The sequence below is a fragment of the Cupriavidus pauculus genome, assembly GCF_022179805.1.
In the GTDB taxonomy this organism is placed as follows: Bacteria; Pseudomonadota; Gammaproteobacteria; order Burkholderiales; family Burkholderiaceae; genus Cupriavidus; species Cupriavidus pauculus_E.
The window spans coordinates 55,887-70,349 of the sequence record NZ_BPUO01000021.1 but is presented as its reverse complement, the minus strand read 5'-3'; the positions used below and the strand labels follow the sequence as shown (position 1 = coordinate 70,349).

The 14,463-nt window shown below is 65.1% G+C and carries 13 protein-coding genes; 9 read left to right on the top strand and 4 right to left on the bottom strand.

Going from position 1 to position 14,463, the window contains the following annotated elements:
• Window positions 1-65 precede the first annotated feature (65 nt).
• Complete coding sequence (locus MFF62_RS28335; RefSeq protein ID WP_238266879.1) at window positions 66-878, top strand: GntR family transcriptional regulator; 813 nt, start codon at window positions 66-68, stop codon at window positions 876-878.
• Between the two features lie 26 nt (window positions 879-904).
• Here MFF62_RS28335 and MFF62_RS28330 read toward each other — a convergent pair whose 3' ends face one another.
• Window positions 905-1,630, bottom strand: coding sequence for a GntR family transcriptional regulator (locus MFF62_RS28330; RefSeq protein WP_238266877.1), 726 nt, complete (start codon window positions 1,628-1,630; stop codon window positions 905-907).
• Between the two features lie 205 nt (window positions 1,631-1,835).
• On the opposite strand from MFF62_RS28330, the gene MFF62_RS28325 reads away from it, so the two are divergent.
• The 8 genes from MFF62_RS28325 to MFF62_RS28290 all read left to right on the top strand — a co-directional run bounded on the left by MFF62_RS28325 (window position 1,836) and on the right by MFF62_RS28290 (window position 10,308).
• Window positions 1,836-3,134: an MFS transporter gene (locus tag MFF62_RS28325; protein ID WP_238266874.1), complete on the top strand. Its 1,299-nt coding sequence runs from the start codon at window positions 1,836-1,838 to the stop codon at window positions 3,132-3,134.
• 46 nt (window positions 3,135-3,180) lie between these two features.
• Window positions 3,181-4,356, top strand: a complete 1,176-nt coding sequence (locus tag MFF62_RS28320) for a serine hydrolase domain-containing protein (RefSeq protein ID WP_238266873.1) — start codon at window positions 3,181-3,183, stop codon at window positions 4,354-4,356.
• 61 nt (window positions 4,357-4,417) lie between these two features.
• Window positions 4,418-5,146: a maleate cis-trans isomerase family protein gene (locus MFF62_RS28315; protein WP_238266871.1), complete on the top strand. Its 729-nt coding sequence runs from the start codon at window positions 4,418-4,420 to the stop codon at window positions 5,144-5,146.
• A gap of 27 nt (window positions 5,147-5,173) precedes the next feature.
• Window positions 5,174-6,592: a dihydropyrimidinase gene (gene hydA / locus MFF62_RS28310; protein WP_238266927.1), complete on the top strand. Its 1,419-nt coding sequence runs from the start codon at window positions 5,174-5,176 to the stop codon at window positions 6,590-6,592.
• Window positions 6,593-6,594: 2 nt separating this feature from the next.
• Complete coding sequence (locus MFF62_RS28305; RefSeq protein ID WP_238266868.1) at window positions 6,595-7,332, top strand: aspartate/glutamate racemase family protein; 738 nt, start codon at window positions 6,595-6,597, stop codon at window positions 7,330-7,332.
• Between the two features lie 89 nt (window positions 7,333-7,421).
• Window positions 7,422-8,045, top strand: a complete 624-nt coding sequence (locus MFF62_RS28300) for an ABC transporter ATP-binding protein (RefSeq protein ID WP_238266867.1) — start codon at window positions 7,422-7,424, stop codon at window positions 8,043-8,045.
• Window positions 8,042-8,839, top strand: coding sequence for an ABC transporter permease (locus MFF62_RS28295; protein WP_238266866.1), 798 nt, complete (start codon window positions 8,042-8,044; stop codon window positions 8,837-8,839). The genes MFF62_RS28300 and MFF62_RS28295 overlap by 4 nt, the downstream gene beginning before the upstream one ends.
• A gap of 134 nt (window positions 8,840-8,973) precedes the next feature.
• Window positions 8,974-10,308, top strand: a complete 1,335-nt coding sequence (locus tag MFF62_RS28290; protein WP_238266856.1) for a tetratricopeptide repeat protein — start codon at window positions 8,974-8,976, stop codon at window positions 10,306-10,308.
• 25 nt (window positions 10,309-10,333) lie between these two features.
• Here MFF62_RS28290 and MFF62_RS28285 read toward each other — a convergent pair whose 3' ends face one another.
• The 3 genes from MFF62_RS28285 to MFF62_RS28275 all read right to left on the bottom strand — a co-directional run bounded on the left by MFF62_RS28285 (window position 10,334) and on the right by MFF62_RS28275 (window position 14,443).
• A complete protein-coding gene (locus tag MFF62_RS28285; protein WP_238266855.1) occupies window positions 10,334-11,425 on the bottom strand; it encodes an alpha-hydroxy acid oxidase in 1,092 nt (363 codons plus the stop codon).
• A 5-nt stretch (window positions 11,426-11,430) separates the two neighbouring features.
• Complete coding sequence (locus MFF62_RS28280; RefSeq protein ID WP_238266854.1) at window positions 11,431-12,117, bottom strand: Fe2+-dependent dioxygenase; 687 nt, start codon at window positions 12,115-12,117, stop codon at window positions 11,431-11,433.
• Between the two features lie 70 nt (window positions 12,118-12,187).
• Window positions 12,188-14,443 carry a TonB-dependent receptor gene (locus MFF62_RS28275; RefSeq protein WP_238266852.1) on the bottom strand — a complete coding sequence of 752 codons (2,256 nt, stop codon included), beginning with the start codon at window positions 14,441-14,443 and terminating at the stop codon, window positions 12,188-12,190.
• Window positions 14,444-14,463 lie beyond the last annotated feature (20 nt).

Below are 14,463 nucleotides of genomic sequence, written 5' to 3'. Positions count from 1 at the left end.
CCTGCGACCATCCGTTTCGATCAACGTTTCGACCACCTTTACTCTGAAGCCAGGCATCGCGATCCATGGAACACGGCGGCAACCTCCCAGACGACATCGCCAACACGGACGACAGCGTGCGCGCCGATGCCATCCCGCGCTACCTGGCCCTGGCCCGCAGCCTGCGTGCCGAGATCGAATCGGGCAAGTATCCTGTGGGCAGCAAGCTGCCGACCGAGATGGAACTCTGCAAGCAGTTCGGCGCCAGCCGCCATACGGTGCGCGCCGCCATCGAACGGCTGGTCAGGCTGGAACTGATCAAGCGCACCCCGCGCGTGGGCACGGTGGTCACGGCCTCGCGTGCCAAGCAGGGGTATGAACTGGCCGTAGGCCAGGTGGGCGACCTGCTGCAATACGCGGCTACCACACGCATGCATGTGCTGTCGCGCGACCTTCGCGAAGTCGACGAAAACGCCGACCCGGTGCTGCATCCCTACCGGGGGCAGCTATGGCTGGTGATTCGTGGGGTGCGCACCGGCGACGATGCCGATACGCCGATCTGCTACAACGAGGTGTGGGTGCATCCGGACTATCGCGGCGTGCGCGGTGCCGAGCAGGATATCGAGGCGTCGGTGTTCCATCTGATCGAGAAACAGTTCAACGTGGCGGTTTCGCGCATCGAGCAGATCATCCACGCCGCCGCGCTGCCCGACGACATTGCCGGGCTGCTCGGCATGCCCGCTGGTGCGGCCGGCCTGTGGATCAATCGTCAGTACCGCGACACCAGCGGCAACCTGATCGAGATGGCGTGGTCGGTGCACCCGGCCGAACGGTTCTCGTACCGCATGGTGCTGGACCGGACGTGGCGCAGCGTCAAGCCGTCGGACGCGGGCGGCTGACGGCCCACCCTTCTGCAATGTCAGTGTTACCTGCCCCGCCGTGCATTGGCCACGCGGGCGGCGGGCTCCGATAGCGTCTGCTCCACCACGCGCAGCACTTCCCGCGCGGTGTTCTCCGAATGGTCACGCAGGATGCCGGCCAGCCGTGGGCGGCCCGGCTCTCGCAGCGCGGCCATGATGGCCTCGTGTTCCTCGTGCGATTCCTGCCAGCGCAGCTGATCGGCATTGGCCGCACCGCGCGCGCGATGCACCTTGCTCATCAGCGTGGCATAGATGCCGGACAGCACCGCGTTGTCGGCACTGTCGATGATGAGCTGGTGGATTTCCTGGTTGATGCGGAAGTAGTCGGTGCGCTTGCCGGCGTCGTGGGCGTCGATCATGGCCTGGTGCTTGCGCTCGATTTTCGTCAGCGTAGCATCGGTCAGGCGTTGCGCCACCAGTTCGCCGGCGTGTGCCTCCAGGCCATGCAGCGTCTCGAAGGTTTCGCGCAGTTCATCGAGGTCCAGCGGCGCCACGCGATAGCCAATGTACTGGCGATGCAGCACCAGCCCTTCGGCCACCAGCACCTTCAGCGCCTCGCGCAGCGGCGTCTTCGATACGTCGAATGCTTCGCAAAACGCGCGCTCGTCGATGCGAGCGCCCGGCGGCAGTTCTCCCTCCTGGATCATGGTGCGCAGGTTCGCCGCGATTTCGGCTGACATGCCGAGTGTGCGGAGGCGGGCGGTTTTAGGAAGCGCTTGTGTCACGAACATCACCAGAAGAGGGAATCTGCACCAGGGCGAAGACTAACACACCGCCATTTCACCGAATTAGTGCTTACCCTATGACTATATAAATCAATAACTTAGCAGCGTTGTAATTACAGATTACGTATCCTATACTCCGTCCAGTTGCGCGACATCCCAAACAGAAACCGCCTCGAAAACGCAGTACCCCGAGCCCAAGGAGACCCCTGTCATGCCAACCACAAGCCAGGCCGCCACGATGACGGCCCCGCGCAGCAGCGTCCGCTGGAAGATCTTCCTGATGATGCTATTCCTCATTGCCATCAACTACATCGACCGCGCGTCGCTGTCGGTGGCGATGCCGCTGATTGCCAAGGAATTCGACCTGAGCCCCACCATGCAGGGGCTGATCCTGAGCTCGTTCTTCTGGACCTATGCGCTGATGCAGGTGCCGGGCGGCATGCTTGCCGACAAGTACAAGCCGCGCATCGTGATTGCCTGCGCCACCGTGTTCTGGGGCGCATTCCAGGCACTGGCCGCGGTATGCACCACCTCCACCGCCCTGCTGCTGACCCGCCTGGGCCTGGGCGCCGCCGAAGCGCCGATCTACCCGGCCGGCGGCAAGCTGAACGCCATCTGGATGACGCAGAACGAACGCGGCCGCGGCGCCACGCTGCTGGACGGCGGCGCACCGCTGGGCGCGGCACTTGGCGCCATCATCATCACCTGGCTCATCGCATCGCTGGGCTCGTGGCGCCTGGCCTTCGTGGTAGCCGGCGTGGGCACGGTCATCGCCGGTGCCGTGGCGTGGTGGTACATCCGCAATTCGCCGCGCGAACACGCCGGCGTCAATGAACTGGAAGCCCGCTATATCGAGGACGCGCAAGCCAACGAGCACCGCGCCGAACCGGCCAACCTGTCGGGCCGCTCGCTCGACTTCTTCAAGTACCGCTCGGTCTGGTGCATGGCCATTGGCTGGATGTGCTTCAACACCGTGTTCTACGGCCTGCTGACCTGGATGCCGAACTACCTGAACAAGGTGCACGGCTTCGACATCAAGGCCATGGGCGGCGCCAGCTTCATCATCTTCTTCTGCGGCTTTATCGGCGAACTGATCGGCGGCTGGATTGCCGACAAGTGGAAGGAAGCCGGCGGACGCCCGAACGTGGTCATGCGCACGCTGTTCGGCATCGCCGCCGTGGTGGCCACGGTCTCGATCTTCTCGGTGGCCTACGTGACCAACCCGGTGGTGGTGGTGGCTCTGCTCTCGTCCACGCTGTTCTTCCTGCGCTGGTGCGGCCTGTTCTGGTGCATTCCGTCGATCCTGGGCACCCGCAACAAGATCGGCTTCCTGGGTGGCGTGATGAACCTGGGCGGCAATATCGGCGGCATCAGCGTACCCATCATCGTCGGCATGATCGTGCAGTACACGGGTTCGTACTTCCTGGCGCTGATGTTCTTTGCCGCGGCCGGCGTGGGCCTGCTGCTGGCATCCACGGCCATCGACTACGAAAAGAAGCTCCCGGTCTGATACCGGCAAGCGCTTCCAATCCCGTATCCGGCTGGAGAAGACACCCATGAAACGATTGTCATTGATCGCCGCCGCCGTCGTACTCGCGGCCGGCGCCGTGCAGGCCATGGCCGCCACCGCTGGCGACATTCCCACGGCGCAGCCCGAAGCAGTCGGCGTGGATTCCACGCGGCTCGTCGCGCTGTCCGAATGGATTCGCCGCGATCAGCTCGATGTGCGCAGCCTGCTGGTCATCAAGGACGGCAAGCTCGTATTCGAGCGCTACGGCGACGGACTGGGCCGCGACTACAACCACGAGCTGTACTCCGTCACCAAGTTCATCAGCGCATTGCTGGTGGGCACGCTGGTTGGCGACGGCAAGCTCAGCGATACCGACACGCCGGCCCCGCGCCTGGCTGCTGCCCGCCCCGACCTGGCTCCCGCGCTGGCCGACAAGCAGCAGATCCAGTTGCGCCACCTGATGTCGATGGCCAGCGGCCTGTCGTACAAGCTCGTCGAAGGCACCGACACGCTGTACTACGGCGTACCCGACCGCCTGAAGGTGGCCGCGTCGGCCAGCGTGCGTGCCAAGCCCGGCGCCGAGTTCGACTACATCGACGTCAACCCGGTGCTGGTCGGCGCCACGATCAGCCAGGTCACGGGCATGCCCGAGCAGCAGTACGCCGCGCAGCGCCTGTTCCAGCCGCTGGGCATGTCGCACTTCCGTTGGGACGGTGCCGATGGCAAGGGCGCCGTGTCGGGAGGCTGGGGCCTGCGCCTGCGCTCCATCGACATGGCGCGCCTGGGCATGCTGATGCTGAACCAGGGCCGCTGGAACGGCCAGCAGATCGTGCCCGCGGCATGGGTGGCGCAAATGACCACCCCCAACGGGCCGGCCAGGGACTACGGCTACTACTGCTGGGTCAACAACATCGTCAAGTCCGAACGCGAGTTCAGCGCGATGGGCTACAAGGGCCAGTTCATCACGGTCTTGCCGAAGCAGAACGCGGTCATCGTCATGAACAGCATCATGTCGACGCAAGGCGGCCTGCGCGACGCCAAGTACCTGGACCTGTACCGGCAGATGGTCAACGACTATGTGCTGCCCGCACTGCAGGCCGGCAACAGCGTCAAGCCCGATGCCAAACGGCAAGCCGCACTGAAGCACGAACTGGAACTCGCGCGCACCAGCCATGGCGTGCCGGGCACCCAGCTCGCCTTCAACGACAAGCCCGAGCAGTAAATCCCCTCTTTCATCGAGGCACCGCACACAGACGGTGCCCGACCCACTCTTGAGAAACAACATGAGCAAGAAAATTCGTCTCGGCATGCTGACGCCGTCGTCCAATACCGCGCTGGAACCGATCACCAGCGCGATGGTGAGCGGCCTGCCCAACGTCAGCGCGCATTTCTCGCGCTTCACAGTCACCGAGATTTCGCTGCGTGACCAGGCACTGGGCCAGTTCGACCTGGAAAAGATCCTGGGGGCCGCCCGTTTGCTGGCCGATGCCCGCGTCGACGTGATTGCCTGGAACGGCACGTCGTCCGGCTGGCTTGGCTTCGACCGCGACCAGGCACTGTGCAAGCAGATCACGGAAGCCACCGGCATTCCCGCCACCACCTCGGTACTGGCCCTGAACGAGATCCTGGAGAAGACCGGCGCGCGCCGCTTCGGCCTGGCCACGCCCTACCTGGACGATGTGCAGCAGCGCATCATCGCCAACTACAAGCGCAGCGGCTTCGACGCATCGGCCGAGCGTCACCTGGACCTGCACGTGAACTACAGCTTCGCCGAAGTGCAGGAAGACACGATCCGCAAGATGGTGCGCGAACTGGCCACCCAGGATGTGCAGGCCATCACCACGTTCTGCACCAACCTGCACGCGGCACATCTGGCCGAGGAACTGGAGGCCGAGACCGGCATTCCGCTCTACGACACGATCTCCACGGTGGTGTGGAAGTCGCTGCGCCTGGCCGGCGTGGACACGCGCGCCCTGAAGGGCTGGGGCCGCCTGTTCCGCGACGTCGAATAACCCCAGTAGCATCGGAGAGTGATGACCATGCCTGCAGACAACCATCTCGACCTCGTGATCCGCAATGCCGACGTGGTCACCGCGTCCGACCGCTTTCACTGCGACATCGGCGTACGCGACGGCAAGATCGTGGCCTTGGGCCACGGCTTGCCCGCCGGCCGACAGGAAGTGGACGCCACCGGCCTGCTGGCCCTGCCCGGCGGCGTCGACGGCCACTGCCACCTGGACCAGCCCATGCCCGACGGCATGCGCATGGCCGACGACTTCTTCACCGGCACGCGCGCCGCCGTCTGCGGCGGCACCACCACGGTGATCCCGTTTGCCGCGCAGGAAAAAGGCCACTCGCTCAAGGCGGCCGTGGCCGACTACCATCGCCGCGCCGACGGGCGTGCCGTGATCGACTACGCGTTCCACCTGATCGTGGCCGACCCCACCCCGGCGGTGCTGCAGGACGAACTGCCCGCACTGATCCGCCAGGGCTACAGCTCGTTCAAGGTCTACATGACCTATGACGACCTGAAGCTGTCTGACCGAGAAATGCTGGAAGTGCTGGACGTGGCGCGCCAGAACCAGGCGCTGGTGATGGTGCATGCCGAGAATGCCGACTGCATCTCGTGGCTGACCGACAAGCTGACCGGCGAAGGCCGCATCGCGCCGCGCTTCCACGGCCTGGCGCGCCCCGCCGTGGTGGAGCGCGAAGCCACGCATCGTGCCATCTCGTTCGCCGAACTGGTCGACGTGCCGATCCTGATCGTGCACGTATCGGGCAAGGAAGCCATCGAGCAGATTCGCTGGGCGCAGGGCCGTGGCCTGAAGATCCTGGCCGAGACCTGCCCGCAGTACCTGTACCTGACCGCCGACGACATGGGCCTGCCCGGCGACGACGGCTATGAGGGCGCCAAGTGCATCTGCAGCCCGCCCCCGCGCGACCCGGAAAACCAGGCCGCCGTGTGGCGCGCGCTGGCCAATGGCGTGTTCAGCGTGTTCTCGTCGGACCACGCACCGTTCAACTATGACGACCCCGAGGGCAAGAAGCTCGGCGGCACCGCCCAGCCGTTCGACCATATTCCCAATGGCGTGCCGGGCATCGAGACGCGGCTGCCGCTGCTGTTCGATGGCGTGCAGCGCGGCAAGCTGTCGCTGCACCAGTTTGTCGACCTGACGTCGTACCGGCCCGCCAAGGTGTACGGCCTGTATCCGCGCAAGGGCACCATCGCCGTGGGCGCCGATGCCGATATCGTGCTGTGGGACCCGGCGCGCCGGGTGCGCATTGCCAACACCAACCTGCACCACGCCGTGGACTACACGCCGTATGAAGGCATCGAACTTACCGGCTGGCCGATGACCACGTTCTCGCGCGGCGAAATGATCGTGCGCAACGGCGAATACCTGGAACCCACGGCCGGTCGCGGCCGGTTCCTGGAAGCGGGACAACCCGAGCTCTGACCATGAACCTTCTGATCGTCAATCCCAACATCAGCGAATCGGTCACCGACCTGATCCACGCGGAAGCGCAGCGCACGGCGGCGCCGGACACGCGCATCACCATGGCCACCGCCGGCTTTGGCGTGGCCTATATCGAAACCCGCTTCGAGGCACTGGTGGGCGGCTACGCCACGGCCTGCGCGGCGGCCGAACACGCCGGCAACTTCGACGGGCTGGTGGTCGCGGCATTCGGCGACCCGGGACTCGCCGGACTCAAGGAGCTGTTCGATGTGCCCGTGGTGGGCATGACCGAAGCGGCGCTGGCCAGCGCCTGCCTGCTGGGGCAGCGCTTTTCGATCATCGCCATCTCGCACCGCATCGAGGCGTGGTATCGCGAATGCGTGGCGGCAAACGGTCTGTCCTCGCGGCTGGCGAGCATCCGGTCACTGCAGTCGCCGTTGCGGGATATCGGCAGCGTCCAGCAGGACCACGCCGAACGGCTGGAAGCGATGAGCCTGCAGGCCGTGCGCGAGGACGGCGCCGATGTGATCATCGTGGCCGGCGCGCCGCTGGCCGGACTGGCGCGCTCGCTACAGGGCAAGATTCCGGTGCCGGTGGTCGACGGCGTCAGCAGCGCCGTGCGTCATTGCGAATCGCTGGTGGCACTGCGCGCCGGCAGCGCCCGGGAAGGCAGCTTCGCGCGGCCGCCGCAAAAGCCGAATGCCGGACTGCCGGCGGCACTGGCGGCGCTGCTGGCCTGACCGCAATGTGACTGAAGGGTGACGGGATAATCCACGCTTAAGACAACGCAGGTATCCTTTACGCCCTTCCCACAGCTTTCTCGCGTCGCATGGACGGCCACCTCCATATCCGCCAGTTGGTTGGCCACGGTCGCGGCCCGCTCGACTTCGACGTTGCCGTTGGAGCGTGCACGATCCTGTCCGGCGCGTCGGGCACGGGCAAGAGCCTGATACTGCGGATGATCGCGGATCTCATCCCGAACACGGGTGAGGTTCGCATCGGCAAGAGCCCGCGCGAAAGCCTGAGCGGCCCAGCCTGGCGCCGCGAGGTGGTGTACGTGGCCGCCGAATCCGGCTGGTGGGCCGACGACGTGCGGAGCCATTTCGACGTCCGTGGCAGTTCGCAGCTGGAATCACAGCTCGGCTCACTGCTGGAAAGGCTGCATCTGCGCGGCGATATCCTCGACGCGCAGGTCACCCATCTGTCGACCGGCGAGCGGCAACGGCTGGCGTTGCTGCGCGCGATCGTCCTCGGCCCGCGCTTTCTCCTGCTCGATGAACCGACCTCCGGACTGGACCTGGACTCCACGCTCGCCGTGGAAGCGCTGCTGAAGGACCTGATGGCCGAGGGCACCGGGCTGCTGGTCGTCACGCACAATCCCCAGCAGATTGCCCGCCTGCAAGGCAAACACCTGCACCTGTGCGCCAACGGCCTGGAGGTGCTCTGCGCATGAACCCGATCCTGCTCACCACTGGCGACCTGGTCATGGCCAGCCTCCTGATCGTGGCCGGGGCCGCCCTCTCGCTGGCCTTGTCACTGGGCATACATCGCACCTTGCTGATCTCGGCGATCCGCATGGTCGTGCAACTGTTGCTCGTCGGCTTCGTGCTGCGCGCGGTATTTTCGATTGCTTCGCCATGGCTCACGTTTGCGCTGGTTCTGGCGATGATCGTCGCGGCGGCACGCGAAGCGGGAAGCCGGCAGGAGCGGCGCCTGGATAGCCGCTGGCAATTTATCGTGGGATTGGCCACGGTCAGCGTGCCGACCATCGTCGTCACCATACTGGCCCTGGTAACTGCCTTGCGCCCGTCGCCGTGGTACGACGCCAGACACGCGATTCCGTTGGCCGGCATCATCCTGGGCAATGCGATGAACGCCGCCAGCCTGACACTACAGGCCACCTTCAACGCGGCGTGGCATCAACGCCAGGCTATCGAAGCCAGACTTGCGCTGGGTGCCGACCGCCAGACCGCACTGCGGCCGATTCTTCGACAAGCCGTGCGCAGTGGCCTGCTACCGACGATCAATACGATGGCCGCGGCCGGCATCATCACGCTGCCGGGCATCATGACCGGCCAGATCCTGGCCGGCATGGACCCCATCGAGGCGGCGCGCTACCAGATTCTGCTGATGTTCCTGTTGTCCGGCGGCTCGATCCTCGCCGTCGTACTGGCTGCGTGGCTGGGCCTTTGGCGACTCACCGATGATCGCCACAGACTGCGGCTCGACCGGCTGCATGCCCGGTAGCCTGGCCGGCGACGCGTCGTCCCCCGTAGATTTGTTTCTTTCTCGCCCCATCCCGCGATCTGCCGGGACATGGCGGCACTGCCCCCGGTAAAGAGCGGTTTGAACTTGCAGCGGCGCTGCATAGACTGGCTCCCATGGCAGTCGACATCGACGACGCCGAGGAGCCAACCATGCTCGCCGATCGCTTTGGCTTGAGTCTTTCCACCACATCGGCGCCGGCGCGCGACGCGTACGTTGCCGGGGCAGACAGTGTGATGGCGGGTGTGGTCGGCTATCGGGAACACCTGGCGGAAGCGCTACGCCACGACCCGGCTTTTGCACTGGCTACGATCGCGCTGGCCAGGGGCCGCTTTCTCGATGGTGAATTCGCGGCCGGCCGCGAACTTGCGGCGGCGGCGCGCGAGCAGGTCGCGCACCATACGGCGCGCGAACGCAGCCACGTCAACGTTCTGGCACTCGGCATCGAAGCCAAACCCAAGGACGCGATGCAGGCGATGCACGAGCATCTGGCCACCTGGCCGCGCGATGGCATGGTGCTGGCCCCGGCCACCAGCGTGTTCGGCCTCTACGGTTTCAGCGGCGATCAGGCACGCGAAGAGAATCTCTACCAGTACCTGACGTCGCTTGCACCGGCCTACGGCCCCGACTGGTGGTTCGATGCGGTGCTCGGCTTTGCCGCCTGCGAGACCGCCCGGCTGGATGAAGCAGAGGACCTGCTGGAACGTGCGCTGGCGGCAAACCCTCAGCATGCGCATGCCGCGCATTTTCGTGCTCATGTCATGTACGAGCGAGACGAGCAGACATCGATTCTCGAATTTCTAGACGGCTGGATGCCGATGCACGATCCGCGCAGCCTCACGCATTGCCATCTCTCATGGCACGTGGCGCTGGCCGCGTTGGCGCTTGGCAAGTTCGATCGTGCGTGGGATGCCTATCGCAGCAGCGTTTGTCCGCACGGGGCCTGGGGCCCGCCCATCAACGTGGTGACGGATAGCGTGTCGTTGCTGTGGCGATTGGAATTGGCCGGCGCGCAACGCGACGAGGATGCCTGGCGCGAGCTTCACGCCTACGCGCTGAAGTGCTATCCGAAAGCCGGGCTCGGCTATGCGGACACCCACGCGCTCATCGCCTGTGTCGTTGCGGAAGACACCGCATCGCTGCAGGACCGGCTGGCCGAGATTCAAACCCGGCTGGACGCAGAGAGCTATCCGCCGGGAAGCGTCGTGACGCGGATCACCGAGGGCTTTGCCGCGTATGCGGCTCAAGAGTGGGATGGCGCGATCCACGCGCTGGAGGCGGCTTGGCCTCTGGCCGTTCGCATCGGCGGTAGTCGTGCCCAGCGGGACCTGGTTGGCCTGACGCTGCTCGCGGCCTATCTGAAAGCAGGCAGACCGCACGCCGCCAGGGTCTGGCTCGAAAACCAGCAAGATCCCGCCGTACTGCGCGCGCCGCCGCCAAGCTGCGCCTGAATGGCGGCGCCCCTCACACGCCAACTCATGCGCCGTTCAAGGGTACCCAGATCCTGGAACGGTCGATCGCATCAAGCGTGGGACACCCCAGCAGCGCCATCGCCACCTCAAGCTCGGTCTGCAGCAACGTGAGCATATGGGCAACCCCGGGCATGCCACCTACCGACAGCGCATGCAGCACCGGCTGGCCCAGCAGCACGGCCGACGCGCCAAGAGCGATGGCCTTCACGACGTCCGTGCCGCGGCGGATGCCGCCATCGAGCAAGACGGGCACGGCGGCATCGACCGCCTCGACGATACCCGGCAGGCAATCGAGCGTCGCCGGTACGGTGTCGAGCGTGCGTCCGCCGTGATTCGACACGATGATGCCGGCCACGCCGCATTGCAGCGCCCTGCTGACATCGGCCGGATTCAGCAAACCCTTCAGGATGACCGGAAGACGGGTCTGCCGGCACAGCGCCTGCACGGTCGCCCAGGTCGGGGCGTTGTCGAGCATGCCCTTGAACACCGGGCTGCCATTGCTGGCGTTGACCGGTGGCGTCGGTGGAAAGCCATCGAGATTGACGGCTCGCACATCGGCGGGGAGGCGGAATCCGGCGCGCTGCTCGATGTTGCGGATGCCACTGACCACCGCGTCGATGGTTAGCACCAAAGCCTTGTATCCGGCGTCTTCCGCCCTGCCGACCAGGGTCAGCGTATCCTCCCAGCGCGGCTGGCAATACAACTGGAACCACAGCGGCGCACTGGACGCGCGCGCCACCTCCTCCATGGCAACACTGGCCTGCGTGCTCACCGTCATCCACGTACGCGTTAGCGATGCGGCTTGTGCGGTCGCGATTTCGCCGGCCGGGTGAACCAGCTTGTGATAGGCGGTGGGCGCGATCAGGATCGGGGATTCCAGGACCTCGCCAAACAGGACCGAGCGCGTGGATGCGCCGGCAAAGTCGGCAAATGCACTCGGCATCAACCGGACCCTGTCAAAGGCAAGCCGGTTATCGCGCTGCGTTACGCCGTCGGCGGCGGCGCCGGCGATATAGGCCTGGATGGCCGGGTCTACCCGTTCGTGGAAGCGACGCTCGTAGTCGCCGAGCGAGACGGTATCCGGCGGGATATGCATGGTCGTCACAGCTCCGCCCAGCGCCGCAGCAGATTGTGATAGTGATTGACCAGCGCGAGCACGGACTCCTGCTCGTCGCCGAGGCGCTGGCGAATATCGATGATCGCGAGGTCCAGGTCGTACAGCATGCTGCGCTGACCGTCATCCTTGACCATCGACTGCGCCCAGAAGAACGACGCCCAGCGCGCGCCCGCCGTGACCGGTGTCACCGCGTGCAGCGACGACGCCGGATACACTACCATGTGCCCGGCCGGCAGCTTGACCGTGTGAGAGCCGTAGAGATCCTTGATGACCAGCTCGCCGCCTTCGTACTCGTCGGGGTCGGACAGGAACAGCGTGCTGGAGACATCGGCCCGGATGCGCATGCCACCGGAACCGGGCACGGTTCGAATCGCATTGTCCACATGGCTGCCAAAGGTCATCGCGGTGTCGTAGCGATTGAACATCGGCGGCAGCACCCGCAGTGGCAACGCGGCGGAGTGATAGGTCGGGTTGCGGCCCAGCGCGTTCAGGACGAGTTCGCCCAGTTCGCGTGCCTCGGCGCTGTCTACAGGAAGCTGGAGATTGTGTTTCGATTTGGCGGCGAGATCGCCCGCCGTGACGCGTCCGTCAACCCAAGGCGACCGCTCCAGGCGCTCCCGGCAATGGCGGATCTCTTCAGGCGTGAGGACGTTGGGAATCTGTACGAGCATGGGACTTCGGGGGTGGCGGGGGCGCGAGGAATGCCTATGATAGCGGCTCTCCGCGCCCCCTTGGGCGCGCTTAGAACGTCATGCCAACGTTCAGCAGCACGGTGCGACGCGAGGTCGGCACGGCGCGCACGGCGCCAAACGACGACTGGTAGTTCAGGTGGTTCGTCAGGTTGTACCCGTTCAGCGAGATGCGGTACTTGCCCTGGCGGTACGAGATCATCGCGTCCAGCGAGAAGTTGTCCGGCATCTTCGTCGTGTTCGCGGAATCCGCCCAGTAGCCCGTGGCGTATTGCAGACCGCCGCCAATGGTCAGCTGGCCAGGTACCGGCAGCAGCGTATGGGGGATGTCATAGGCCGTCCACAGCGTGAAGTTGTGCTTCGACACGCCCGGGGCGGTATTGCCCACCGTCGATGCGGTGGTGGCCGACGTGACTTCGCCATTGAGGTACGCATAGGCAAAGTTCGCGGTCCAGCCGCCGACGATACGGCCGCTCAGGCCCAGTTCCAGACCGCGAATACGACGGCCTTCGCCCGAATCGGAGAAGCCGTTCGTGATATCGCCGGTGTTGGGATCCACCGTGTAGGCGTTGTACTTCTTCGTCTGGAACAGGGCACCGGTCACACCGAGGCGCTTGTCCAGGAAATCGAGCTTGGTGCCGACTTCGATGGTATCCGCGCGTTCCGGTTCGTTGCTGACGCCGTTCTGCGGCACTTCGCTGCCCACGCCACCCACTGCCACGGCGATGTCGGTGCCCACCGGACGATAGGTGCGCGAGAACGACGTGTAGAACATGTAGTCCTTGGTCGGTTCCCAGATCGCGCTGATGGCCGGGCTCAGCTTCTTGGAATCGGCAGTGCCACCCAGCGACGATGCACTCGTGGAGTACTCGCTGCGGAAGTAGTCCCAGCGCAGGCTGCCCAGCAGCGAGAACTGGTCGTTCAGGTACACGCGGTCGCTCATGAACACACCGATGTCGGTGGCATTGGCATCGCGCGTGCTGTTATAGGCAACGGTCGCGTTCGGGCTGTTGTAGAAGACCGGGTTGACCACGGTCTGGTTGTTGTTGCGCCCGGTCCAGGTGCCCTGGTCGCGATGGTCGCGCTGGTACATGGTATCCAGCCCCACCATGGCCTTGTGGCGAACGCTGCCGGTCATGAACTCGCCCTTCGCGCTCAGCACGTTCTGGACGCCCCAGCCGCGTTGCAGGTAGGTCGTGCCGCCACCGGCGCCGTAGGACAGCGGCACATTGCGGCCGCTCAGCAGCGTCTGGAGGTTGGCGTAGGTCAGCGCGGCCGGATTGGTCGACGAGAAATCGCGCTCGTAGAAGCTGAAACGCGTGTCGTTGCTGATGGTGATGCCATTGTCCAGCCGCTTGACGAAGTTCGACGAGACGATGTGGGCGTCGGTCGTATCGCGGTCCGTATTGCGGACATACGACGTGGACGAGGAAATGCCCGGCACGCCGTACTGCGTGAGCGGCCGATAGATGCCATCGGAGCCGGCGGCAACCGGCACGCCATAGTCAGGCGCGCCGCTGCGGTGCAGGTACGAGTAGTTCAGATGCCATTCCGTGCTGGTACCGAGACCAGTACCGAAATCGATGGCAACGCCACGACGATCGTCGTCGACGTGGTCACGGTCGGCAACGCGGCCGTTCTGGAACATGCCGTTGATACGCAGCGCGCTGGTGTCGTTCAGCTTGATGTTGCTGTCCAGCGTAGTGCGATAGGTCGCGTCCGAGGCAATGCCCTGGTCGATGCTCGTGCTGGTATGGAGGTTGGCCTTCTTGGTGGTCTGGTTGATCAGGCCGCCAACATTGCCCACGCCGAAGCTTTCACCGGAAGGTCCCTTGATGACCTCGACGCTTTCCGTATTGAACGCGTCGCGCTTGTAGGCGCCGAAATCGCGCAGGCCATCGACATAGATATCGCCCTTGGCCGACAGGCCCCGGATCCGGAACTGGTCGCCATTCTGGCCGCCGTTGCCTTCGCCGGTGGAAATCGTGATGCCCGGCACGTTCTTGAGGATCTGCTCCAGCGACGTGGCGTGCTGTTGCTCGATGACTTCCTTCGGCACGACGTTGATCGTCTTGGGCGTTTCCTTGACGGTCTCGGGCAGGCGCGAGATGCCGGTGGGTGCGTCGTTGGTGTTCTCGATGCCACGGCCACTGACGGTCACCTGCGGCAGCATGTTGCTGCGCTGGGCAGCGCCGGCGGTGGCATCGGCGGCCACCTGCGCATGCGCGGCGAGCGGGAACAGGACGAGACCGGCCGACGCGCCCGAGACCAGCAGGCGGATGGCGTTTGCTATTTTTCTTTGCTGCACGGAGAACTCCAGGGAAAGGA